The sequence below is a fragment of the Achromobacter sp. RT286_PF genome (assembly GCF_059760425.1).
In genome coordinates this window covers 66650-89942 of record NZ_JCBAMR010000008.1, presented here as the reverse complement: position 1 = coordinate 89942, position 23293 = coordinate 66650, and the positions used below count along the sequence as shown (strand labels likewise).

Annotated in this window: 20 protein-coding genes; 1 reads left to right on the top strand and 19 read right to left on the bottom strand. The window is 63.7% G+C overall.

The features are described 5' to 3' along the window. Positions 1-140: 140 nt before the first annotated feature. The 7 genes from AC6LJY_RS09465 to AC6LJY_RS09435 form a co-directional block, all read right to left on the bottom strand. A complete protein-coding gene (locus tag AC6LJY_RS09465; RefSeq protein WP_104143149.1) occupies positions 141-1967 on the bottom strand; it encodes an acyl-CoA dehydrogenase in 1827 nt (608 codons plus the stop codon). Positions 1968-2039: 72 nt separating this feature from the next. Next, entirely contained in the window at positions 2040-3740 is a 1701-nt protein-coding gene (aspT, locus tag AC6LJY_RS09460; protein ID WP_498135812.1) for an aspartate-alanine antiporter, read from the bottom strand. A 22-nt stretch (positions 3741-3762) separates the two neighbouring features. Next, the gene (locus tag AC6LJY_RS09455; RefSeq protein WP_046802737.1) at positions 3763-5589 is read right to left on the bottom strand and encodes a bifunctional aspartate transaminase/aspartate 4-decarboxylase; all 1827 of its coding nucleotides are present in this window, start codon (positions 5587-5589) and stop codon (positions 3763-3765) included. A gap of 115 nt (positions 5590-5704) precedes the next feature. Then, a complete protein-coding gene (aspT, locus tag AC6LJY_RS09450; protein ID WP_314360996.1) occupies positions 5705-7396 on the bottom strand; it encodes an aspartate-alanine antiporter in 1692 nt (563 codons plus the stop codon). 198 nt (positions 7397-7594) lie between these two features. Next, positions 7595-8524, bottom strand: coding sequence for an electron transfer flavoprotein subunit alpha/FixB family protein (locus AC6LJY_RS09445; protein WP_046802735.1), 930 nt, complete (start codon positions 8522-8524; stop codon positions 7595-7597). 2 nt (positions 8525-8526) lie between these two features. Then, positions 8527-9276, bottom strand: coding sequence for an electron transfer flavoprotein subunit beta/FixA family protein (locus AC6LJY_RS09440; protein WP_046802734.1), 750 nt, complete (start codon positions 9274-9276; stop codon positions 8527-8529). A 70-nt stretch (positions 9277-9346) separates the two neighbouring features. Beyond that, positions 9347-10270, bottom strand: a complete 924-nt coding sequence (locus AC6LJY_RS09435) for a histone deacetylase family protein (protein WP_082134324.1) — start codon at positions 10268-10270, stop codon at positions 9347-9349. Positions 10271-10280: 10 nt separating this feature from the next. Here AC6LJY_RS09435 and mltB point away from each other — a divergent pair, with 10 nt between their 5' ends. After that, a complete protein-coding gene (gene mltB / locus AC6LJY_RS09430) occupies positions 10281-11435 on the top strand; it encodes a lytic murein transglycosylase B (RefSeq protein ID WP_046802733.1) in 1155 nt (384 codons plus the stop codon). A 92-nt stretch (positions 11436-11527) separates the two neighbouring features. On the opposite strand, the gene cysM is transcribed toward mltB, so the two are convergent. The 12 genes from cysM to hisC all read right to left on the bottom strand — a co-directional run bounded on the left by cysM (position 11528) and on the right by hisC (position 23286). Beyond that, positions 11528-12436, bottom strand: a complete 909-nt coding sequence (gene cysM / locus AC6LJY_RS09425; RefSeq protein WP_046802732.1) for a cysteine synthase CysM — start codon at positions 12434-12436, stop codon at positions 11528-11530. 81 nt (positions 12437-12517) lie between these two features. Further along, the gene (locus tag AC6LJY_RS09420) at positions 12518-13012 is read right to left on the bottom strand and encodes a ComEA family DNA-binding protein (protein WP_498135811.1); all 495 of its coding nucleotides are present in this window, start codon (positions 13010-13012) and stop codon (positions 12518-12520) included. Between the two features lie 193 nt (positions 13013-13205). Continuing rightward, complete coding sequence (rfaD, locus tag AC6LJY_RS09415) at positions 13206-14195, bottom strand: ADP-glyceromanno-heptose 6-epimerase (RefSeq protein WP_485857547.1); 990 nt, start codon at positions 14193-14195, stop codon at positions 13206-13208. After that, a complete protein-coding gene (gene rfaE1 / locus AC6LJY_RS09410; protein ID WP_498135810.1) occupies positions 14192-15133 on the bottom strand; it encodes a D-glycero-beta-D-manno-heptose-7-phosphate kinase in 942 nt (313 codons plus the stop codon). Before rfaE1 ends, rfaD begins: the two co-directional genes overlap by 4 nt. After that, positions 15130-16344, bottom strand: coding sequence for a lipopolysaccharide assembly protein LapB (gene lapB, locus AC6LJY_RS09405; RefSeq protein WP_314360978.1), 1215 nt, complete (start codon positions 16342-16344; stop codon positions 15130-15132). The genes rfaE1 and lapB overlap by 4 nt, the downstream gene beginning before the upstream one ends. A 66-nt stretch (positions 16345-16410) precedes the next feature. Next, the gene (locus tag AC6LJY_RS09400; RefSeq protein ID WP_006225143.1) at positions 16411-16725 is read right to left on the bottom strand and encodes a LapA family protein; all 315 of its coding nucleotides are present in this window, start codon (positions 16723-16725) and stop codon (positions 16411-16413) included. 177 nt (positions 16726-16902) lie between these two features. Further along, the gene (locus tag AC6LJY_RS09395) at positions 16903-17262 is read right to left on the bottom strand and encodes an integration host factor subunit beta (protein ID WP_046802728.1); all 360 of its coding nucleotides are present in this window, start codon (positions 17260-17262) and stop codon (positions 16903-16905) included. 3 nt (positions 17263-17265) lie between these two features. After that, positions 17266-18978 (bottom strand): 30S ribosomal protein S1, encoded by a 1713-nt coding sequence (gene rpsA / locus AC6LJY_RS09390; protein ID WP_046802876.1) that lies wholly within the window; start codon positions 18976-18978, stop codon positions 17266-17268. A gap of 251 nt (positions 18979-19229) precedes the next feature. Next, positions 19230-19925 carry a (d)CMP kinase gene (gene cmk, locus AC6LJY_RS09385; protein WP_104143140.1) on the bottom strand — a complete coding sequence of 232 codons (696 nt, stop codon included), beginning with the start codon at positions 19923-19925 and terminating at the stop codon, positions 19230-19232. Positions 19926-19937: 12 nt separating this feature from the next. Then, positions 19938-21260, bottom strand: coding sequence for a 3-phosphoshikimate 1-carboxyvinyltransferase (gene aroA, locus AC6LJY_RS09380; protein ID WP_046802726.1), 1323 nt, complete (start codon positions 21258-21260; stop codon positions 19938-19940). Between the two features lie 5 nt (positions 21261-21265). Beyond that, complete coding sequence (locus AC6LJY_RS09375; RefSeq protein WP_498135809.1) at positions 21266-22168, bottom strand: prephenate dehydrogenase; 903 nt, start codon at positions 22166-22168, stop codon at positions 21266-21268. Continuing rightward, positions 22165-23286, bottom strand: coding sequence for a histidinol-phosphate transaminase (hisC, locus tag AC6LJY_RS09370; protein WP_046802724.1), 1122 nt, complete (start codon positions 23284-23286; stop codon positions 22165-22167). Before hisC ends, AC6LJY_RS09375 begins: the two co-directional genes overlap by 4 nt. Positions 23287-23293: the final 7 nt, after the last annotated feature.

Here is a 23293-nt window from a genome sequence, read left to right as displayed (position 1 = left end):
TTTGAGGATTCAGTGGGGAGGAACTGGCCGCCCGCCTTGCAGGGGGCAGCGCAGGATGGCGTTTCAAAGCCGAGCTTACTGCTTGCGAAACGATTCTTCCATCAAACCTTCGGTCGAGGAAATACGCAAGCCATATAACCTTATGCAATATCCGCGGCCGCCCCGCAGGCGTCCGCGACCACGCCCGCGCGCACCGCCGCCGACAGCGCCAGGGCGCGCGGAAGGATGTGGGCGGCATAGAACAGCCCGGTCGCGATCTTGGTTTTGTAAAACGGGTCTGACGAACCGGCAGCGATATGCCGACGGCACGCCAATACGGCGCGTGCCATCTGCCAGCCGCCATGCACCACGCCGGCCAGCATCAGGTATGGCACGCTGCTGGAAAACACCGCACGCACGTTGGCGGCGGATTGCTCAAGAATGAAACCCACGCCGGCCTCATAGGCCTGGATGGCGCCATCCAGGTTGTCGCGCAACAGGCGTAGCGCATCGCGTTCCGGCGCTGCCGCGCGCGTGGACTCGGCCTCGACGGCGCGCAAGGTCTCGCGCATGGCGGCGATGGCCGCGTAGGCGGTGGCGCCGCCGTCGCGCTGCGTCTTTCGACCCACCAGGTCGTTGGCCTGGATGGCGGTGGTGCCTTCGTAGATCGGCAGAATGCGGGCATCCCGGTAAAACTGCGCCGCCCCCGTTTCCTCGATGAAGCCCATGCCGCCATGCACCTGGATGCCCAGCGAGGCGACCTCAACGGCGATTTCGGTCGAGTAGCCCTTCACCACGGGCACCATGTATTCATAGAACGCGCGGTTGCGCGAGCGCTGTTCGGGGTCGGGGTGATGCGTGCCCTTGTCGTGGGCGGCGGCCGTCACGTAGGACACGGCACGCGCCGCCTCGGTCAGGGCCTTCATGGTCAGCAGCATGCGCTGCACGTCCGGATGGCGCACGATGGCCACCGGCCCCGCCGAGCCTTCCACCGCGCGGCCCTGCACGCGTTCACGCGCATAGGCCAGCGCATGCTGGTAGGCGCGTTCGGATACGCCGATGCCCTGCTGCCCCACCGAATAGCGCGCCGCGTTCATCATGATGAACATGTATTCCAGGCCGCGATTCAGTTCGCCGACCTGATAACCGACGGCGCCCTCGCCGACATCGCCCTTGCCCGAGCCATACAACAACACGGCGGTGGGGCTGCCATGGATGCCCAGCTTGTGCTCCAGCGAGGCGCACCAGACATCGTTGCGCTTGCCCACGGCGCCGTTGGCGTCGACCAGGAACTTGGGCACGATGAACAGCGAAATTCCCTTTACGCCGGCGGGCGCGTCCGGCGTGCGGGCCAGCACCAGGTGGATGATGTTTTCAGCCAGATCATGTTCGCCGAAGGTAATGAAGATCTTCTGGCCGAACAGGCGGAACGTGCCGTCGTCCTGGCGCACGGCGCGTGTGGCGACCTGCGCCAGATCCGAACCCGCCTGCGGCTCGGTCAGGTTCATGGTGCCCGTCCATTTGCCCGCGATCAGGTTCGGCACGTACTCGCGGCGTTGCGCGTCCGAGCCCACGGTCAGCAGGGCTTCGATCACCCCGTCCGTCAGCATGGGGCACAAGGAAAATGCCAGGCTGGCGGCCTGGATGTTTTCACCCGGCGCGGCGGCGACCAGCTTGGGCAGGCCTTGCCCGCCCCACTCTTGCGGATGCTGCAAGCCCTGCCAGCCGCCGGCGGCGTAGTCCTTGAAGCCCTGCGCATAACCGGGCGTGGTCGTGACATGGCCGTCTTTCCACACAGGCGGCTGCGTGTCGCCGGGCACATTCAAGGGCGCGACGGCCTGCTCCACAAACCGGCCGTTCTCTTGCAGAATGGCGTCAACCAGATCGGGCGTGACGTCACCGAAGCCGGGCAATGCAAGGATGTCGTCCAGGCCGGCCAGTTCGTTCAGCGTAAAGCGGAACTCCTGTAGCGGGGTTACGTAGGGCATGATGTCTCCGTGTGCAAAACGACAGCGAGGCGCCAAGCGCCTCGCCTCTGCTGCGTCTTTCAGATACGCGTCTTAACTCAGATGGTACGCCAACGACACAATGATGGGTCCCAGCACGGGCAGCAGCACGTTGGCGATGGCATAGGTCACGGTGTAACCCAGCAGCGGCACGGAGCTGCCGCTGGAGTTCAAGATGGCGCTGATGGCGGGCGTGCTGACGTGCTGCCCGGCAATGGCGCCCACCAGCAGCGGGCCTTCAATCTTCAGTATCTTGTGGCCCACCCACAATGACAGGCTGGCAGGCCCCAGCGAAACCAGCAAGCCGATCAATGGCAGCACGGCGCCGTGTTCGCGGATCAGCGATACGGCTTCCGGTCCGGCCGACAAGCCCACGCAGGCCACAAACACCGCCAGCCCCAGGTCCTTCAACAGCTGCACGGCGTGGTCCGGAATGTGGCCCAGCGACGGCCGCTTGGCATTGATCCAGCCACACACCAACCCGCTGACGAGCGCCCCGCCGCCGCTACCCAGCGACACCGGGATGCCCCACATGCGCGCACTGAGGCTGCCGATCATCAAGCCCGCCAGAATGCCGAAGGCCAGGAACACCAGATCGGTGACACCGCTGCGGCGCAGCTCGCTGCCCAGGGCTGCGCCCGCCTGCGCCAGCTCGGGTTCGGCGCCCACCAGCGTGACCAGGTCACCGTATTGCACGATAGTGGCCGGCGTCAACGGCAAGGCGTGCCCAGACCGCATGATCGACTGCACGAAGACGCCACGCGCCCGCTTGGCGCCCGGGCGCTTGCCCAGCTCGCCCATGGTGATTCCATTGACGTTCTTTTTGTTGACGATGACCGCAAGCTCGCGCATTTGCAGATCATCGGCGTGCGCTTCCGGCAACTGAATTTCTGGCCCGACCACCGCGCCCGCCCGCAACGCAAAACGGCGCAAGCCCAGCACTACCACGATGTCGCCCGTGGCAAGCGTGTCCTCGGGGGTAACGTCCAGCGCCGCGCCGTTGCGCAGGATGCGGCTGATCACGGTACGGCCACCCAACTGGGCCTCGACGTCGCCCACCTTCATGCCGTCGGCGTCCTTGACCACGTGGGCACGCCCCACCAGACGCGGCAAGGTGGGCAGGTTGATGTCTTCGTCTTCACCGGACGCGACGCCCAGCTTGGCCTCCAGCGCCTTGGACGCCTGGCGCAAGTTGATGCGCAACAACGCCGGGGCCACCTGACTGGTAAAAAACACAATGCTGATCAAGCCCACCAGATAGGTCAGCGTGTAGGCCGTGGCGATGTTGGCCTCCATGCGCTGCACCTCTGCATCCGGCAAGCCCAGGTGCTTGAGCGCTTCGGCAGCGGTGCCGACCACCGCCGATTCGGTTGCCGCGCCTGCCGCCAGCCCCGCCGCCGTGCCGGCATCCAGGCCAAACAGCGGCACGGCCGACAACACGATGGTCAGCACCAGCAACGCTTCAATGATGGGCAGCGCGATATAGCGCAGGCTGGAACGATTCAGGTTGGCAAAGAACTGCGGGCCGCCCGAATAGCCCATGGCGAAGATGAACAGCGCGAAGGCCACCTCTTTCAGGTCCCCGCGCATCTGGCAGCCCGTCTGGCCGATCAGCAGGGCGACGATCAGCGTGCCGCACACGCCGCCCAACTGAATCGGCCCGACCTTGAGCTTGCCGATCAGGTATCCCAAACCCACCGTGACGAACAACACCGCGATGGGGACACTATTGAAAAACCCGATCGAGCACGTCATAGCTCATGTCGCCTGTGGTTGCCTACTTGCGGGCGGTCGCCTTCTTGGCGGATTTGGCCGCCGTGTCCGCTTGCTTGACGGCTTTCTTCACCGCCTTCTTGGCGACCTTCTTCGTGGCCGTCTTTGCCGCGCGCTTGGCCGCGCCGGCTTTCACCGTCTGGCCCTTGCCGGCAGTCGGACCCGAACGCACCAGTTCGGACGCCTTCCATGCCTCGACGTACTCGGTCGCGCACTCGACCATGTACTTGCCGATCTTGGCATAATCGGCATCATCCAGGTTGGCCAGCGAGATACGGATCGACCAGGGCGGCCCGCCGAAGCCGCCGCCATCCATCAGCACCACGCCCGTCTTCTCGGCCAGGCGGAACAGGAAGTCCACGGGCTCGTAGTTCGACGTCATGTACTTGCAGAAGGCATCGCCATACATGACCTTGGCCCAGACCATGAAGTCCAGTTCCACGTAATACCAGGCGCGCATGGGATCTTCCGGGGGCACCGGGATACCCAGCCCGCTCCACAGCGAGTCGCGGCGCGCACGCACGATCTCCATCGTCAGGTGCTTGTAGGCGTCCTTCAGGTCCAGCAAGTGGGACAGCGCAAAAAAGCACATCTGCACCTGCTGCGGCAGGGACAGGCCCGCCGTGTGGTTCAGCGCCACGTTGCGGCTGTCGGCCACCATGCGGTCGATGAACTTGAGCTTTTCCGGCTCCATCGTCATGGCGCCGTAGCGCTTGTTCAGACGCTGCTTCCACGCCGCGGGCAGTTCGGCGATGCGCCGGTCCATGGTGTTTTTCTCGTGCGTGGCAATCACGCCCAGACGCCAGCCCGTGCAACCGAAGTTCTTGGAAAAGGAGTAGACGCAGATGGTGTTGTGCGGCACTTCGGCCATCAGCGAACGGAAGTTCGGCACGAACGTGCCGTACACATCGTCCGTGACCAGCACCAGATCGGGATTCTTGCGGATCAGGCGCACGATCTGCTTCATTTCGACCGGGCTGAATGCCACCGATGGCGGATTGCTGGGGTTCACCGTCACGGCCAGCTTGATCTTGGGATTTTCCAGCTTGGCAATTTCAGAGGCGGGATAGTGCCAGTCGTGCGTGCCGTCGGCCCGCAGGCTGCTGGCGTTGATGGCAACGATCTTGAACTGGAAACGCTCAAGGTGCGCGATTTCGATATAGGGCGTGAAGGTCGGCAGGAACAGCGCGATAGTGTCGCCCTGCTTCAACAGGCCGTTCTGCATCATCGAGTCGAAGATGTAGCACATGGCGGCCGTGCCACCCTCAACCGGGAACAGGTCGAACTTGCCCTTGGGCGGCCGGCCGTCGCACATTTCCTTGATCAGGTAGTCGTGCACGATCTGTTCGGTGTGCACCAGCGCGCGCGGCGGCACGGGGTAGTTGTCCCCGATGATGCTGTCGGTCAGTTCATGGATCCATTCGTCGGGGTCGAAACTCTTGACCTTGACGCCGTATTCAAGCACGCCAACCAGGAAGTCGTAGCCGTCCTCGCCCTTGTGCTTGGACAAGAACTTTCGCAGGCGGTCGGCGCAGCCTTTCTTGGCGGGCATGCCCGCCAGGATGGCGTCATCACGCACTCGACGCGCCTCTTTCATGGCGAACTGGCCCATCAGGAAGAAGGCGTCGCGCGGCTCGGTGGCGATCCAATTCGGGTTGCCGCGACCGGCGTTCAACATGGTCAAGGCGGCCGTGTGCTGATTCTCCTTGGCCAAGGTAATCAGATAATCCTTCAATTCGAAGGGCGACAGCTGTTCAAGGTCGCGTTGACGCGAGCGGGTTGTCTTCAAGGCGGAAGCCAGACTGACAGTGAGAGGCGCGGTGGAAGCCATTTTTAGGTACTCCTGGTTTGCGTTTTGACAAGCGCTGGCGGAGCGGCGCGGGCGGGTACGCCCGCCGCCACGATGTGCTGCCCGCAAGCCCTGAACAGGCTTGCGGGGCGTCCCACTAAGTCATCAGCATGACAATGACAATGCCCCAGATAATGAGCAGGGTATTGCCGATTGCATAGGGCACCGTGTAGCCCAGGGCGGGCACCTGGCTTTTCGCCGTCTCGGTGATTTGGCCGATCGCCGCCGTCGTGGTGCGGGCGCCAGCGCAGACGCCCAGCACGATGGCGGGATGGAATTTGAAGACATATCGGGCGATGAACACGCCCAGGATCATCGGCACGCTGGTGGCGATGATGCCGGCCACGAAAAGCTTGGCGCCCAATTGTTGGAAGCCCTGCACGAAGCCCGGCCCGGAGGTGATGCCCACCACCGCCACAAACGCCGTCAGCCCGACAGACGTCAGGAACCAATGCACCGGTTCCGGCACGCGGCCGAAGGTGGGATGCACGGATCGCAGGTACCCGAAGACCAGGCCCGATATCAGCGCACCGCCGGACGTCGACAAGGTAATGGGAATGCCGCTGACCGTCAGCACCAGCGAGCCGAACAACCCGCCCAGCAAGATGCCGAAGCCGACGAACACCATGTCGGTCTGCTCGGTGGCCCGGTCCACATAGCCCAGCTTGGCCACGACGCGCTCGACGTCGCGCTTGGCGCCCAGCACGAACAGGCGATCGCCGCGGTCCAGTTTCAGCCCCCAATTGACCGGCATGTCGTGACCGCCGCGCACAACCTTGCGCAGGAACACGCCCCGGCCCAGCTGACGCACGGTTTCGTTTTCGGCCAATTCCTTAAGCGTCTTGCCGGCCACATTCTTGTTGGTCAGCACCACCTCGACAATCTCGGCGGGCAGGTTGATGACGTCCCTGTCCTCGACTTCATTGCCGATGATGCCGCCGGCCTGCAACACCAGCGCGTCGTGGCGCCCCGTCACGCCCAGCACATCGCCCGCCTGCAGCACGGTGCTGGAATCGTTATCGATGATCTGGTCGCCGCGGCGGATGCGTTCCACAAACACGCGCGCGTCGACAAAGCGCGCTTCCAGATCGCCCACCGTCTTGCCCACCAGATCGGTGTGATCCAGCTTGTAGGCGCGGGCCGTGAACTTGCGGTAGCCGGACAGTTCCATGGAATCGGCGCCACCGGACATCTTGGCTTCGTATTCCTTGCACTCTTTGACGATGTCCACGCGCATCAGCTTGGGGCCCAGCGAGGCCAGCAACCAGGCGCTGCCGACCGTGCCGAAGATGTAGCAGACGGCGTAGGCCACCGGGATGCTGTCAATCCACTTCTTCTTCGTCGCGGCGTCCACGCCCAGCCCGTTGATCGTGTCCGTGGCCACGCCCATTACCGCCGAAATGGTTTGTGCGCCGGCCAACAGCCCGGCGCCGGTACCGGCGTCAAAGCCAAATCCGACGGCGGTGGCCCAGGTGACCAGCAAGCAGATGACGCAGATGATGACCGCGAAGATGACCTGGGGAAGGCCGTCGCTTTTCATGCCGCGGAAGAATTGTGGCCCGACGCCGTAGCCAAGACCAAAAAGAAAAAGCAGGAAGAACACCTGCTTGAGAATCGGGGCAATGGTGATATCAAGTTGGCCGACCAACACACCTACCAACAACGTGCCTGTTACTGCGCCCAGATTAAAGCCAAAAATTTTTTTCGCTCCGATCCAGTAGCCCAATCCAAGGGTTAGAAAGACCGCCAACTCTGGGTACTTCCGCAATGTGTCAAAGAACCATTCCATCCCGAATCTCCTTCGTTCTGTACAGGTCGAGCACGTACGCGAAAAATCCTGCTGCGCGCGGAACACATTATCAGAATCTTTCAGAAATTCAAAAGAAATACTACATAGATATCAAACTATCGCGGATCATCGCAGACCAAAAAAAACCCCGCGGACGATGCTTCCGCGGGGTTTTCATACTGACGACAGCGCTGAGTTTTACAGGGCGCCGGTCAGTTCAGGTACGACCTGGAACAGGTCGCCCACCAAGCCATAATCGGCCACGCCGAAAATCGGGGCTTCGGGATCCTTGTTGATGGCCACGATGACCTTCGAATCCTTCATGCCGGCCAAATGCTGGATGGCGCCGGAAATACCAACGGCCACGTACAGCTGCGGCGCAACGATCTTGCCGGTCTGGCCGACTTGCCAGTCGTTCGGCGCATAGCCGGCGTCGACGGCGGCGCGCGAGGCACCCAGGGCGGCGCCCAGCTTGTCGGCCAACGGGTCCAGGATCTTGAAGTTCTCGGCGCTGCCCAAACCACGGCCGCCCGAAACCACGACGCGAGCGCCGGCCAGTTCGGGGCGATCGCTCTTGGCGACTTCACGGCCCACGAAGGTGGACTTGCCCGAATCCGCCACGGCAGCCACGTCTTCCACAGCGGCCGAACCGCCTTGCGCGGCAACGGCGTCAAAGCCCGTCGTGCGCACGGTGATGACCTTGACGGCGTCGGCCGATTGCACGGTGGCAATGGCGTTACCCGCGTAGATGGGGCGCTGGAACGTGTCGGCCGATTCCACGCCGATGATGTCGGAAATCTGCGCGACGTCGAGCTTGGCAGCCACGCGCGGCGCCACGTTCTTGCCCGACGCGGTGGCCGGGAACAAGATGTGGCTGTAGTTGGAGGCCACGGCCAGCACTTGCGCCGCGACGTTTTCCGCCAGGCCGTCAGCCAGTTGCGGCGCGTCGGCCAACAGGACCTTGGCGACGCCTGCGGCGGCAGCGGCTTGGTCGGCCACGGCACGCGCATTGGCGCCGGCGACCAGCACGTGCACATCGCCTCCGATTTTGGCGGCGGCGGCGACGGCGTTCAGGGTTGCGCCCTTGAGCTGGGCGTTATCGTGTTCGGCAATAACCAGCGTCGTCATGTTCAGACCACCTTCGCTTCGTTCTTGAGTTTGTCCACCAGGGCCGCAACGTCGGCCACCTTGATGCCGGCCTTGCGGGCGGGCGGCTCGCTGACCTTCAGCGTCTTCAGGCGCGGCGCGGGATCAACACCCAATTCTTCGGGCGTAACGGTGTCCAACTGCTTCTTCTTGGCCTTCATGATGTTGGGCAGCGTGACGTAACGCGGCTCGTTCAGGCGCAGGTCGGTGGTGACGATGGCCGGCAGCGTCAGCGTCAGCGTTTCCAGCCCGCCGTCCACTTCACGCGTGACCGTGACCTTGCCGTCGGCCAGTTCAACCTTGCTGGCGAACGTGGCTTGCGGCCAGTCCAGCAGCGCGGCCAGCATCTGGCCGGTTTGGTTGGCGTCATCATCGATGGCTTGCTTGCCAAGGATCACCAGTTGCGGCTGCTCTTTGTCGACCAAGGCCTTCAACAGCTTGGCGACGGCCAGCGGCTGGAGTTCGGCATCGGTCTGAACCAGCACGCCGCGATCGGCGCCAATGGCCATGGCGGTGCGCAGCGTCTCCTGGCATTGCGCAACGCCGCAAGAAACCGCCACGACTTCAGCGACGGCACCCTTCTCTTTGAGCCGGGTCGCTTCTTCGACGGCGATTTCGTCAAAGGGGTTCATGGACATCTTCACATTGGCGATATCCACGCCAGTCTGATCCGACTTGACGCGCACCTTGACGTTGTAGTCAACGACGCGCTTGACAGGTACCAACACCTTCATCCCGCTGCCTCCAAATGGAAATAAATACCCGGCATGCGCCGGGATCGCATTGCACAATTTTTTCCTGATTCTACAGCTTCGCCAGCGCTCGTATATGCGCAACGACACTGCGTCCCAGTGCAGATAAGTTGTAACCACCTTCAAGCGTGCTGACGATCCGGCCCTGACTGTGCCGTTCAGCCACCTCGACCAGCTGCTCGGTGATCCAGGCGTAGTCGGCCTCGACCAGGCCCATCTGGCCCATGTCGTCTTCCCGATGCGCATCGAATCCGGCCGACACCAGGATCAGTTCCGGGCGGAAAGCTTCAAGCCGGGGCAGCCACTGATCGGTGACGATCGTCCTGACCGCCGGCCCCACGGTATACGCCGGCACGGGCACGTTCAGCATGTTGTCCGCGGGCTGGTCGGCGCCGCTGTTGGGAAAGAGCGGATGCTGAAAAAAGCTGCACATCAGCACGCGCTCGTCGCCCGCGAAAACGTCCTCGGTGCCGTTGCCGTGGTGCACGTCGAAATCAACGATGGCCACGCGCGACAGGCCATGAAAGTCCAGCGCATGGCGCGCCGCGATCGCGACGTTGTTCAAAAAGCAGAAACCCATGGCCTGCGACCGGCAGGCGTGATGCCCGGGCGGACGCACCGCGCAGAACGCCGTGCGGGCCTCGCCGCCCATGACGGCATCCACGGCCGCGACCCCCGCGCCCGCCGCGTACAGGGCCGCTTCGTAGGTGTGGGGATTCATCAGCGTATCGGGATCGATTGGGTAATACCCTTGGTCCGGCGTATGTTCGCGCAAACTGTCCAGATACTGGACGGTGTGCACGCGCAAAATGTCGTGGCGCGACGCCTGCGGCGCTTGCCGGTCGTCCAGATAGGGCATCAGGCCGCTGGCCAATAGCTGGTCGGAAATGGCATCCAGCCTCTGCGGGCTTTCGGGGTGCCAACTGCCCATTTCATGCAAGCGGCAAGCCGGGTGGGTAAGATACATGGTCTCCATAAGGAAGATTATGTTCATCTGTCGGCGATTACTGCAACTCGGAACGCTTTCCGCCCTGCTGGCGGGCTGCTCCACCACCGCCCCCTCTGCTCCAAATACCCTTTCGGCCCAGCCCGCGGCCGCTTCCGCAAACGCCGCTATCCGCATCGGACCCGCCACGCCGACACCCGGCTCCGAGTTGCCGGATGACGCCCCTGCCACGCTGACCGCCACCGGCGCGCTGCGTCCGGAAGTGCGCAGCTTCGTGCAGGATCTGGCGGCCGAACGCCAATTGCCGCTGGACCCGATGGTCAAGGCTTTGGAAAGCTCGCGCTACAACGCCACGGTATCCAGGCTGATCGCGCCGGCGCCGCCGGGCAAGAAAATCTGGCGCAGCTGGCTGACGTATCGCTCGCGCTTCGTGGAACCCAAGCGCATCGGCTGGGGTGTCGAGTTCTATAACGAAAACCGCGACCTGCTCAATCAGGCCGCCCAGCGCTTTGGCGTGCCGGCCCCCATCATCGCGTCCATCATCGGCGTCGAAACCCTGTACGGCCGCAACATGGGCAACTTCCGGGTGCTGGACGCGCTGGCGACGCTGGCCTTTGACTATCCCGATCCCAACAAGCCCGAGCGCGCCGCGATGTTTCGGGGCCAACTGGCCGACTTCCTGACGCTGGTCATGAAAGACAAGCTGGATCTTGAAACGCAGGGCTCGTACGCCGGTGCCATCGGCATGCCGCAGTTCATGCCCACCAGCATCATGCATTACGCGGTGGACGGCGACGACAACGGCCATATCGACCTGACCAATAACACGCAGGACGCGATCATGTCCGTGGGCAGCTTCCTGGCGCAGCACGGCTGGCAGCGCGGCTTGCCCGTGTTTGCACCGGTGGTGTTGCCGGCGGACCCCACCGCTTTGGTCGACGGCGGTCTTGAACCCAAACAAACCTGGGGCACCCTGTCGGCAGCCGGCGCGCGCTTGCAGCCGGGCGCCAGCAGCAATGGCTGGGGTACCCAACCGCTGGGGGTGGTGGACCTGGTCGAGGAAGCGCGCGGCACGGCGCAATACCGGGTCGGCACGCCCAACTTCTTCGCGCTGACCAAGTACAACCGCAGCTACTTCTACGCGACGTCGGTGGCGGACCTGGCGTACGAGATCGAAGCCCGCGTCGCGCGCTGATCTGCCCGTCCGGAAACGAAAATGCCCCGTCGGGATGAACGGGGCATTTTTTTATTGTGGGGCTGCATGCGCCCCACCACTGCCGTGCGTGATCAGTTGAAAACGCCCGTGGACAGGTAGCGGTCGCCGCGGTCGCAAACGATGAACACGATGGTGGCGTCGTTGACTCTTTCCGCGACACGCAAGGCGGCCACCAGCGCACCAGCGGACGAAATTCCGCCAAAGATGCCTTCTTCGGCAGCCAGCCGGCGCGCCATGGTTTCAGCTTCCGATTGCTCGATGGATTCGTAGGCGTCCACGCGGCTGCGGTCGAAAATCTTGGGCAGATAGGCCTCGGGCCACTTGCGGATACCCGGGATCTGCGAGCCCTCGGCCGGCTGTGCGCCGACGATCTGCACGGCGGGGTTGCGGGATTTCAGGTAAGTCGACACCCCCATGATCGTGCCCGTGGTGCCCATGGCGCTGACGAAATGCGTGATGCGCCCTTCGGTTTGCGTCCACAGTTCGGGGCCGGTGGTTTCCACGTGCGCGCGGGGGTTGTCGGGGTTGGCGAACTGGTCCAGTACCACGCCCCGGCCGTCGGCCTGCATTTCGGTGGCCAGATCGCGGGCGTATTCCATGCCGCCCTTGTCTGCGGGCGTCAGGATAAGCTCGGCGCCGTAGGCGGCCATGGCCGCCCTGCGCTCCACGGACAGGTTGTCGGGCATGATCAAGATCATGCGGTACCCCTTCATCGCCGCCGCCATGGCCAGCGCGATGCCGGTATTGCCGCTGGTAGCCTCGATCAGGGTATCGCCTGGCTTGATGTCGCCACGCGCTTCGGCGTGCTGGATCATCGACAAGGCCGGGCGGTCCTTCACGGAACCGGCGGGATTATTGCCTTCCAGCTTGGCCAGGATGACGTTGCCACGCGCGTCGCCCGCGGCACCGGGAATGCGCTGCAAACGCACCAGCGGCGTATTGCCGACGGTCTGCTCGATAGTGGGGTAGGTAGTAGTCATGCAAAAGATAATAACTCTGCCTGGCGCCGGGCGCGGGCAAAAGCCGCGCTCGCGCCAGGGGTTAGCCGCCGACCCGCCTCATCAGGGTCGGGCGGGCGCCGGTGCCGTGCTGGGTTTGCCCTTGGCCGGTTTGGCAGTGGGCGCCGCCCCGCCCTGGCTTTGGCTTTGGCTTTGGCTTTGGCCCGATCCTGCCGCGCCGTCGCCCTCGCCCACCTGCAAGCCGGCCGCCTTCAAGGCTTGCGCTTTTTTCTCGCCAATGCCGCGCACGCGCTCGGCCAGATCTTCGAACGAATCGAAGCGGCCGCCGCGATCGCGTTCATTGATGATGATCTCGGCCGTGCGCGGGCCGATGCCGCGGATGGTCTCCAACTGCTGCGCGGTGGCTTGGTTGACGTCCACCGCCCGGGCTTCTGGCGCCGTGAAGCCCAGCGCGGCGCTCACCAGCATGACGCCCAGCACGTGTTGCCACAGGCGGCGCCCCTTGTGTGCGCCTGCCGGCGCCTGCGGCAAGCGCGCTTTGCGCCACGGCATGGACGCGCCGCGACGGACGATGGCGGGTACAAGAAAAGGGTTCATGAGGGTCTCCGGAAAATAAGGGTGCGGCGAATGCCGAACCACCCCCGGATCATGGACGTTTGCCCTGCCTGCGGGCCGCGCAGTGAACGGATTGATCCACCTCGGAAACTACGGGTGCAAAAAAAGGCCACCCCGAAGGGCGGCCTGGATTTCGCTCGGTGCGCGGCGTAGGGCCGCGCTTTGGTAGCCCGTTTCAGCGGCGTGCGCGCCAGTAGCGCACGTACTCGGCAACACCAGTCTGCACGTCTCGCATCGGCGCATAGAAGCCGGCGGTGCGCAGCTGGGTGACGTCCGCCTGCGTATAGCTTTGGTAGCGGCCCTTCAGGTCTTCCGGGAACGGGATGTAGCGGATCAGATCCAGCTCGACCAACTGCGCCAACGTCAGCTCGGCCTCGCCGCGTTCGGCACGCAACGTGTTCACCACGGCAGCGGCCACGTCATTGAAGGGCTGCGCCCGACCCGTGCCGCAATTGAAGATGCCGGATTGATCGGGATGGTCCAGAAAATGCAGGTTGACCGCCACGACGTCTTCAACCGAGATGAAATCGCGGCTTTGGCCACCGTCCACATAACCGTCCCAGCCCGCGAACAGACGCACATGGCCGTGTTCCAGAAACTGGTTCATGTTGTGGAACGCCACCGAGGCCATGCGGCCCTTGTGCTGTTCGTGCGGACCATAAACGTTGAAATAACGCAGGCCGACCACCTGCGCGGTCAGGCTGTCCATGCGCTTGCGCAGTACCTGATCGAACAGCAGCTTGGAGTACCCGTAGACGTTCAGCGGCCCTTCGTTGGCCGGGTCCTCGACGTAGACGGACGAGCCGCCATAGACGGCGGCGGACGAGGCATACAGGAAGGGAATGCGTCGTGTCTGGCAGAACTCGAACAGTTCAAGCGTGACGCGGTAGTTGTTGTCCATCATGTAGCGGCCGTTGCGCTCGGTGGTGTCCGAGCAGGCGCCCTGATGCAACACCGCCCGCACGGCGGGCAGGCTGCCGTCGGCCACGCGGCGGCGGAAGTCGTCCTTGTCCATGTACTCGGCGATCTGGCAGTCGACCAGGTTGACGAACTTGTCGCCTTCGGTCAGGTCGTCGACCGCGATGATGTCATGGATGCCACGGCGGTTAAGCCCGCGCACCAGGTTGCTGCCGATGAAGCCCGCGGCTCCGGTTACGACGATCATGAAATTTCTCCTGCGAGTTCCGCGGCGGTGACGACGGAGGTGCCCAACTTGCCCACGGCGATGCCGCCGGCCTTGTTGGCCCAGCCCATCGATTCGGCCCACGGCAAGCCAATGGCGCGCGACACCGCCAACGTGGCCAATACCGTATCGCCGGCACCTGACACGTCGAACACTTCGTGCGCCTGCGCATCGATGTGGTCACGTCCCGCATCGGTAAACAATGTCATGCCCTGCTCGGACCGTGTCACCAGCAGGGCTTCAAGATCCAGATCGGCGCGCAGGCGTTGCGCGCGATCGGTAAGTTCGGCTTCGGAATTCCAGCGGCCCACGGCCTGCTGCATTTCGGCCCGGTTGGGCGTGACCAGGGTCGCGCCACGATAGCGCGAATAGTCGTCGCCCTTGGGGTCCACCAGCACCGGTATGCCTGCATGGCGCGCCATGGAGACCAACGTTTCGACGCGCGTCAGCACGCCCTTGGCGTAGTCGGACAACACCAGCACATCGTGGTTGGCCAGATGACGCGCCAGTGCGGCGTCCACGCTGTCCAGGGCGGCTTGCTCGGGATGCTGCTCGAAGTCCACGCGCAGCAATTGCTGCTGACGGCCCAGCACGCGCATCTTCAACGTGGTGTGCAGCGAGAGGTCGGCAATCAGATCGGCACGGATACCGGCTTCGGCGGACAAGCGGCGGATGCTGTCGCCCGCCTCGTCTTCGCCCAGCACGCCCACCAGGGTCACCTGCCCGCCCAGCGCCGCGACGTTGCGCGCGACGTTGGCGGCGCCGCCCAGGCGGTCTTCACGGCGCGCGACCCGCACCACGGGCACCGGTGCTTCCGGCGAAATGCGTTCGACTTCGCCAAACCAGTAGCGGTCCAGCATCACGTCGCCCACGACAAGGACGCGGCTTTGGGAAATGGCTTCGGCGGGAAAAGGCTTCATTCAAGTTCTTCCAGGCGGCGCGGCGCGTAGGTCTCCCAGGCGTTGCAGCCGGGACATTGCCAGTAAAAACGACGCGCTTGAAATCCGCAACTACGACACGCATAGCGGTCCAGGCGTTGCGTATGCTTGTGAATCAGGCTGCGCAGCAGCGTCAGGTCGGCGCCAGGCACCGGCCCGCCTTCCGCGCCGCTTTCCGGGTTGGCCAGTTCGGCTTCCAGCAGGCGGTCCAGGCCGAGCAAGGACGGATGGCTGCGCAACGCACCGCGCGCGAACGTCCACGCCACGTCAGCCCCCTGCTGCACGCGCAGTTCGCGAAACACCACGTTGAACAGGTCCAGCGACGCGTGCCGTTGATATTGCTTGAGCAGAAAATCAAGCCCCGCCACGACCTGATTGGCGGCGCGATAGTTGGCCAGAAGCGGCTCGGCCACCAGCCCGGCGAATTCCGGCGCGTCGGTCATGACCGATTCCAGATAAAGCCGCTCGCGCTTGGGGTCCTGTTCCAGCGACGCCAGGCGCGCACGCAGCATCGCCGTACGCACCTTGGCGCCCTTGCCCACCGCCGCATCGGTGGTGGACAAGGCATGGTCGGCGGCGTCCAGCGCTTTGTGCGCCGCGTCCACGTCGGCCGGCTTTGCCGACAGCGCGGTCTGCGCCTGCTCGCAGTAGTAATGCACAATTTGCGGGACAGGTTCATCAACCAGGCCCTGCAAGGTCTTGACCGCTTCGATTGCGCGCGGCCAGTCGTGTTCGGATTCAAAGATACGGATCAAGGAGCGCAGCGCCGGCAAGGCGTAGCGCGTGTCCTTGAGCTGTTCGAAACCGCTTTCGGCGCGGTCCAGCATGCCGGCCTTCAGGAAGTCCTGCGCCAGTTCATGCTGCGCATGTTCGCGCTCGGCCTCAGGCAGATCGGAACGGCTGAGCAGGCTTTGATGCACGCGGATGGCGCGTTCCATTTCGCCACGGCGACGGAACAGGCTGCCCAGCGCGAAGTGCAGTTCGGTTGTTTCCGGGTCCAGCTTGGCCACTTCGACGAAGGCGTCGATGGCACGGTCCGGCTCTTCGTTGAGCAGGAAGTTCAGCCCGCGGAAATAGGAATCGGGCAGGCTGCGCGTTTCGCGAAGCATTTGCCGGATGTCAAAGCGCGCGGCCAGCCAGCCCAGCGCGAACAACACCGGCACGAAAATCAGCCACCAAGGTTCAAAATCCACGTTTCGGGCTCTTGCTGTTATTCAGTGCGGGATGCGAGTGCGGCACGTACGGTGATCGGCGCGCCATCAAAGCGGCGACATCGGGGCAACGGCTTCGGGGGGCACGACGGGCGTGGTGCCGTTGACAGCGGCCTGGACGCGGTCCAGTTCGCGGCGCAAGCGCATGGCTTCGCGGCGGCGGCGCATGGCGGCGGGCACAGTCAGCAACAGGCCGAACAACGCGCCGGCAACGAACACGACCAGCATCACGACAATCAGCGGCACATCTTGCACGACGTAGTCAGCGTAGAACTTCACGGCGACCGGGTCGGTGTTCTTCAAGGCGAACATCAACACCGCAATAAACACGAGCAATCGCAGGGCCCAGACTAGATAGCGCATGACGCATGCTCCAGAGAATTCAAGACTGCCAATTGTAAGCGACGTCTTAAGCGTCCAAGAAAAAAAATCCCCGCAAAAGCGGGACGAATCCCAAGCGGAAAAAACAAAGCCCCTTGATTTCTCAAGGGGCCTGTTCTCGGTCCGATCTGCCCGTAGGCAGCCTTACTAGCCGATTCGTCAGTGCATGGCATGCAAACTTGCCATTGACGTCATCGGTTCACCCGATCCAGAAGACTGGGCGTCCTCGTCATTGCCGCCGACCAGGTCAACCCGTTCGCGCAATTCCTTGCCTGCCTTGAAGTGCGGTACCTGTTTACCAGGCACCAGCACCTGTTCGCCGGACTTCGGATTGCGGCCGATGCGGGGAGACCGCTGCGACAACGAGAAGCTGCCAAAGCCGCGAATCTCGATGCGCTGACCCGAGGCCAGGGCCTGGGTCATCGCATCCAGCACGGTCTTGACGGCGTAATCGGTGTCGCGGGCGGCCAGCTGAGGATAGCGGGCCGCCAAGGCGGCGATCAGCTCCGACTTGGTCACGAATTAACCGTCGTTGCGCTGTTGGTCCAGCTTGGCCTTCAGCAGCGCGCCGAGGTTGGTGGTGCCGGACGAAGCGCTGGCGTCGGACATGCGCTGGATCGTATCGGCGGTCTCGGCGTTGTCACGGGCCTTGATCGACAGTTGGATCGAACGCGTCTTGCGGTCGATGTTGACGATCATGGCTTCGATGTTGTCGCCGGCGTTCAGCACGGTGGTGGCATCTTCAACGCGACCCGAGGAGATCTCGGAAGCGCGCAGGTAGCCTTCAACGTCCACGGACAGCGTGACAACAGCGCCCTTGGCTTCGACGGACTTGATGGTGCCCGGAACAACCGCGCCCTTGTCAAACGTGGCGACGAAGTTGTTGAAGGGGTCGCCTTCCAGCTGCTTGATGCCCAGCGAGATGCGTTCCTTGTCGGTATCGATGCCCAGAACCACGGCTTCGATCTCGTCGCCCTTCTTGAAGTTGCGCACGGCTTCTTCGCCCGTTTCCGTCCAGGACAGGTCGGACAGGTGAACCAGGCCGTCGATGCCGCCAGGCAGACCAACGAACACGCCGAAGTCGGTGATCGACTTGATGGCGCCGCGGACCTTGTCGCCGCGCTTGAAGTTCGTGGCGAACTCTTCCCACGGGTTTTGACGGCACTGCTTCATGCCCAGCGAGATACGACGACGGTCTTCGTCGATTTCCAGGACCATGACTTCGACTTCTTCGCCCAGGGTAACAACCTTGCGCGGGTCGACGTTCTTGTTGGTCCAGTCCATTTCGGACACGTGGACCAGGCCTTCGATGCCGGCTTCGACTTCGACGAACGCGCCGTAGTCGGTCAGGTTCGTGACCTTACCGAACAGGCGGGTGCCTTGCGGGTAGCGACGAGCCAGGCCCACCCACGGGTCTTCGCCCAGCTGCTTGACGCCCAGCGAGACGCGGCTCTTTTCCTGGTCGAACTTGAGGACCTTGGCTTCGACTTCTTGACCCACTTGCAGAACTTCGGACGGGTGACGCACACGACGCCATGCCATGTCGGTGATGTGCAGCAGGCCGTCGATGCCGCCCAGGTCAACGAACGCGCCGTAGTCGGTGATGTTCTTGACCACGCCCTTGACCACAGCACCTTCGTGCAGGGTTTCGAGCAGCTTTTGACGTTCTTCGCCCATGCTGGCTTCCAGCACTTGGCGACGCGACAGCACAACGTTGTTGCGCTTGCGGTCGAGCTTGATGACCTTGAATTCGAGGGTCTTGCCTTCGTACGGGGTGGTGTCCTTGACCGGACGCAGATCCACCAGCGAACCGGGCAGGAACGCGCGGATGCCGTTGGTCATGACGGTCAGGCCGCCCTTCACCTTGCCGGTGATGGTGCCGGTAACCAGCTCGCCGTTTTCCAGGGCCTTTTCCAGTTGCAGCCAGGCCGACAGGCGCTTGGCGCGGTCACGCGACAGGATGGTGTCGCCGTAGCCGTTTTCCAGGGAATCGATGGCCACCGAGACGAAATCGCCGGGTTGCACTTCGAGCTCGCCCTGGTCATTCAGGAACTCTTCCAGGGGGATCAGCGCTTCGGACTTCAGGCCGGCGTTGACGACGACGAAATTATGGTCGACGCGCACGACTTCGGCGCTGATGACCTCGCCGGACTTCATGTCCTGGCTCTTGAGGCTTTGTGCGAAAAGGTCGGCGAAACTTTCGCCGCCGGTGGCGGTAGTGGAAACGGAAGACATGGGGTTGAAATCCATTGGGCCGAAATGGCCGTTAAGAACACACCGCAGCGGATTGCCCGCCACAGTGGAGTCAAAATACCTGCCTGCCGGTTTGCCCTGCGGGGTGGCCCGTGGGGGTTGCGCCTGGCGAGGACAGGGCCTAATCAAATAAAACTAGGCCCGGACGTTGTACGTTCGTAATACGTTGTACCGTCCGGGCGATTTTGCAGCGCAGAATCCGACAAATCGGCTATTTGCCTGGGCTTGTAGCCTCAGCTATCTGCCTTATTGCCGGCCTGCTGCCAAAAATCCAGTATTGCCTGCACCGTTTCTGCAATCGTCAAATCAGAGGAATCCAGTACGTGTGCGTCTGCTGCGGGAGCCAGCGGCGCCGTGGCGCGTTCGGTATCGCGGGCGTCTCGCTCGCGCATGTCTCGCAGAAGGTCGTCTAGATTAGCAGAAATTCCCTTTTCGATCAACTGCTTACGCCGCCTCTCGGCCCGGGCCACCACATCGGCAACCAGGAACACCTTCAGCGACGCGTCCGGGAAGACCACGGTGCCCATGTCGCGGCCGTCGGCGACCAGCCCGGGAGGCCGCCGAAACGCGCGCTGGCGCTCCAGCAGCGCCCGGCGCACGCCCGGAAACGCGGCGATACGAGAAGCGAAATTACCGACTTCCTCGCGCCGGATGTCGTGCCCGACATCGACGCCGGCCAGGTATACGTGCGGGCCGTCAAAGCGGACGTCCAGCGTTTCGGCCACGCGCGCCACACCGGGCTCATCGTCGACGGACACGCCTTGGTTCAAGGCTGCCAGGGCGGTCAGGCGGTACAGCGCGCCACTGTCCAGCACTGCCCATCCCAGCGCCTTGGCAACGCGATGAGCCACCGTGCCCTTGCCGGACGCGGTGGGGCCATCGATCGTGATGACGGCGGCAAAAGAGTCAGTCAATGAAGAGGAAGTCATGGTGAAAGTGCGCTAGGCCGACACGAGGCTTGCGTAAACATCAAAATAACCCGGGAACGTCTTGCTGACGCAACCCGGGTCCAAAATTCGAACGGCGGCGGGCCCGAAAGCCGCCAATGAAAAGCACATGGCCATGCGGTGATCGTCCCACGTGCCAATGTGCGCGTCGCGCCAGGCGTCCTGGGCCGGCGGGATGACCCGTAGCCAGTCGGGCCCGGATTCCACCGTTGCCCCCAGCTTTTCAAGCTCGGTCTGCATCGCATGAATGCGGTCCGTTTCCTTGACGCGCCAGCTGCCGATGTTACGCAGCCGGCAAGGGCCGTCGGCATACAAGGCCAGCGCCGCAGCCGTCATGGCCGCGTCCGGAATCAGGTTGAAGTCGGTATCGAAGGCCTTCAGACGCGCCCCGTCCGCCACGCTTACGCCGGCAACCTCGATCCAATCGGGCCCGTAGGTGACCGTGGCGCCCATTTGCGCCAGCGTGTCGGCGAAGGCGACATCGCCCTGAATGCTGTCCGCGCCCACGCCGGTCACGCGCAACGGGCCGCCGCCGATCGCGCCCAGCGCAAGAAAGTAGGACGCTGTCGAGGCATCGCCTTCGACCGCGATCTGGCCCGGGCTACGGTAGCCCGCCCCGCCTTCGATCACGAAGCGGCTCCAGCCGTCGCGCTGCACCTGCACGCCAAACCGCGCCATCAGGTTCAGCGTGATTTCGATGTAAGGCTTGGAGATCAGCTCGCCCACCACTTCGATGGTCACGGGCTTGCCACTGCTGCCGGCCTGCAACGGCGCGGCGAGCAACAAGGCCGTCAGGAACTGACTGGAAACCGAGCCCTGCACGCGCGTAACCGCCTCGTCGGCGATCTGGCCGCGGCCGATATGCAGCGGCGGATAGCCGGGCTGGCCCAGATAATCGATGCGGGCGCCCAGCGCATTCAGGGCATCCGCCAGATCACCAATGGGCCGTTCATGCATGCGCGGCACGCCCGACAGTCGGTAGTCACCGCCCATCAGCGCCAACGCGGCGGTCAGCGGACGGATCGCAGTGCCCGCATTGCCCATGAAAAGATCCGCGCTTTCCACCGGGAAACGACGCACGCCCTCTACCGTGACGCGACCGGCATCCAGGTCGGACACCTGCACGCCCAATTGGCGCAAGGCGCCAAGCATGACGCGCGTGTCATCGGAATCCAGCAGCCCGGTGATCAGCGTGCTGCCTTCGGCAATGGCCGACAACAGCAACACGCGGTTGGAAATACTTTTTGAACCGGGCAAGGCCATTACGCCGTGCGCCTGCCGCACGCGCGGCAGGTCCAGATAAGGCAAAGCGCCCATGTCAGTTACTCCTGTTGCCACTTGCGGCGCGCCTGGGCCGCAGTGTCCAGCAAAGCCAGCAAGGCCGCGTCGTCGCCATTGGCAATGGCGCGTTCGGCTCGGTCCAGCACGGCGCGCACCTCGGCAAGCTCGGCCAGCATCGCGTCGCGATTGGATAAAAAGATATCGCGCCACATCTCGGGCGAACCCGCCGCGATGCGCGTGAAATCGCGAAACCCACTACCCGCCAGTTCAAGGCGCGTGCGGGCATCGGCGGCCGTGGCCACCTGCTCCATATAGACGGCGGACAGCAGATGCGGCAGGTGGCTGACCGACGCAAGCACGCGGTCGTGCGCGTCGGCGTCCATGTCGATGACGCAGGCGCCGCAGGCTTGCCACGCACGACGCACCAGCGCGATGGACGCGGCGCTGTTCTGCGGCAACGGCGTCAAGATGACGGTGCGGCCGCGATACAGCGAGGCATCGGCGGCGTCGGGGCCCGTGCGCTCGGCGCCGGCAATCGGGTGCCCCGGCACGAAGCGCCCGATTTGCTCGCCCAACGCTTGGCGCGCCGCATCGACCACTTCGGCCTTGGTGCTGCCCGCATCGGTGACGACGGTGTTGGCGCCCAGATGGGGAAGCATCCGCGACAACACGTTTTTCAGGCCACCGACCGGTGTGGATAGAAGAACCAGATCCGCGCGTGCGACGGCATCTTCGGCGCTGACCGCTTCGTCGATCAGTCCCAGCTCAACAGCGCGCGCCAGCGATGCGGCGTTACGCCCCACGCCCAGCACGCGCCCCACCTGCCCTGCCTGGCGCAGCGCGGCGGCAAACGAACCACCGATCAAGCCCACACCCACCACGGCCAATACAGGAATCAGGGGGCCAGCGGCCCCCTGATCGGAAGAAGGTAACGCGTCGTTCATGTGGCCAGGATGTCGGTCAGGGCATCAATAAAGCGGGCGTTCTCTTCAGGCAGCCCGATCGACACACGCAACCATTCCGGCAGGCCATCGCCCGCGACGGGACGAACGATTACGCCACGCTTGAGCAATTCCAGATTGATGCGGGGCGCGTCGCCCACGTGCACCAGCACGAAATTGCCGAAGCTGGGCACATAGCGCAGCCCAAGCCGATCGAAGGCGGTGCAAAGCTGCGCCTTGCCCGACTTGTTCGATGCGTAGGCTTCTTCCAGGTAGGCCGCATCGCCCAAGGCGGCGATCGCCGCTGCCTGTGCCAACGTGTTCACGTTGAACGGCTGACGCACGCGATTAAGCAAGTCGGTCAACGGCGGTTGCGACACCGAAAAGCCCACCCGCAACCCCGCCAGCCCATAGGCCTTGGAGAACGTACGAGAAATGATCAGGTTCGGGAAACGGCGTGCCAGCGCGGTGCTGTCGAAGCGATATTCCGGATCCAGGTATTCGTTGTAGGCCTCGTCCAGCACCACGGTGACGCGATCGCCGTGAGCAGCGTGCACGCGCTCCAGGAAAGACGCAATCTTGTCGCCAGGCACGAACGTACCGGTGGGATTGTTCGGGTTGGCAATGAACAGCAAGCGCGTGTCGTCGGCAATGGCGTCGAACATGGCGTCAAGGTCATGACCGTAGTCTTTTGCCGGCACCACGATGTGGCGCGCACCGCGCGCTTGCGTGGCAAGCCGATAGACCGCAAACGAATGTTGCGCGTAGACGGCCGACGAGCCCGGCTCCAGCAGCGCCAATGCCGCGATTTCCAGGATGTCGTTCGAGCCGTTGCCCAACGTGATCCAGTTCATCGGCACGCCATAGCGTTCGGCCAGCGCGGCCTTCAGATCGAAGCCGTTGGGGTCCGGATAACGCGCCAGGGACTCGGCTGCGGCCAACATCGCGGCGCGCGCCGACTTGGGCATGCCCAAGGGGTTTTCGTTAGAGGCCAGCTTGACGATGCCCGCCGGATCCAGCCCGAATTCACGGGCCAGTTCTTCAATGGGCTTGCCCGCCTGATAGGGCGCAATGGCGCTGACGTGCGCCGGGGCAACGAGGGGCTTGGATGCGGTGGTCATGGTGTGG

Excerpts from the sequence above, each read along its gene's own strand:
- AC6LJY_RS09465 (WP_104143149.1), bottom strand. The coding sequence starts at position 1,967 with ATGCCCTACGTAACCCCGCTACAGGAGTTCCGCTTTACGCTGAACGAA.
- aspT (WP_498135812.1), bottom strand. The coding sequence starts at position 3,740 with ATGACGTGCTCGATCGGGTTTTTCAATAGTGTCCCCATCGCGGTGTTG.
- AC6LJY_RS09455 (WP_046802737.1), bottom strand. The coding sequence starts at position 5,589 with ATGGCTTCCACCGCGCCTCTCACTGTCAGTCTGGCTTCCGCCTTGAAG.
- aspT (WP_314360996.1), bottom strand. The coding sequence starts at position 7,396 with ATGGAATGGTTCTTTGACACATTGCGGAAGTACCCAGAGTTGGCGGTC.
- AC6LJY_RS09445 (WP_046802735.1), bottom strand. The coding sequence starts at position 8,524 with ATGACGACGCTGGTTATTGCCGAACACGATAACGCCCAGCTCAAGGGC.
- AC6LJY_RS09440 (WP_046802734.1), bottom strand. The coding sequence starts at position 9,276 with ATGAAGGTGTTGGTACCTGTCAAGCGCGTCGTTGACTACAACGTCAAG.
- AC6LJY_RS09435 (WP_082134324.1), bottom strand. The coding sequence starts at position 10,270 with ATGGAGACCATGTATCTTACCCACCCGGCTTGCCGCTTGCATGAAATG.
- mltB (WP_046802733.1), top strand. The coding sequence starts at position 10,281 with ATGTTCATCTGTCGGCGATTACTGCAACTCGGAACGCTTTCCGCCCTG.
- cysM (WP_046802732.1), bottom strand. The coding sequence starts at position 12,436 with ATGACTACTACCTACCCCACTATCGAGCAGACCGTCGGCAATACGCCG.
- AC6LJY_RS09420 (WP_498135811.1), bottom strand. The coding sequence starts at position 13,012 with ATGAACCCTTTTCTTGTACCCGCCATCGTCCGTCGCGGCGCGTCCATG.
- rfaD (WP_485857547.1), bottom strand. The coding sequence starts at position 14,195 with ATGATCGTCGTAACCGGAGCCGCGGGCTTCATCGGCAGCAACCTGGTG.
- rfaE1 (WP_498135810.1), bottom strand. The coding sequence starts at position 15,133 with ATGAAGCCTTTTCCCGCCGAAGCCATTTCCCAAAGCCGCGTCCTTGTC.
- AC6LJY_RS09400 (WP_006225143.1), bottom strand. The coding sequence starts at position 16,725 with ATGCGCTATCTAGTCTGGGCCCTGCGATTGCTCGTGTTTATTGCGGTG.
- rpsA (WP_046802876.1), bottom strand. The coding sequence starts at position 18,978 with ATGTCTTCCGTTTCCACTACCGCCACCGGCGGCGAAAGTTTCGCCGAC.
- cmk (WP_104143140.1), bottom strand. The coding sequence starts at position 19,925 with ATGACTTCCTCTTCATTGACTGACTCTTTTGCCGCCGTCATCACGATC.
- aroA (WP_046802726.1), bottom strand. The coding sequence starts at position 21,260 with ATGGGCGCTTTGCCTTATCTGGACCTGCCGCGCGTGCGGCAGGCGCAC.
- AC6LJY_RS09375 (WP_498135809.1), bottom strand. The coding sequence starts at position 22,168 with ATGAACGACGCGTTACCTTCTTCCGATCAGGGGGCCGCTGGCCCCCTG.
- hisC (WP_046802724.1), bottom strand. The coding sequence starts at position 23,286 with ATGACCACCGCATCCAAGCCCCTCGTTGCCCCGGCGCACGTCAGCGCC.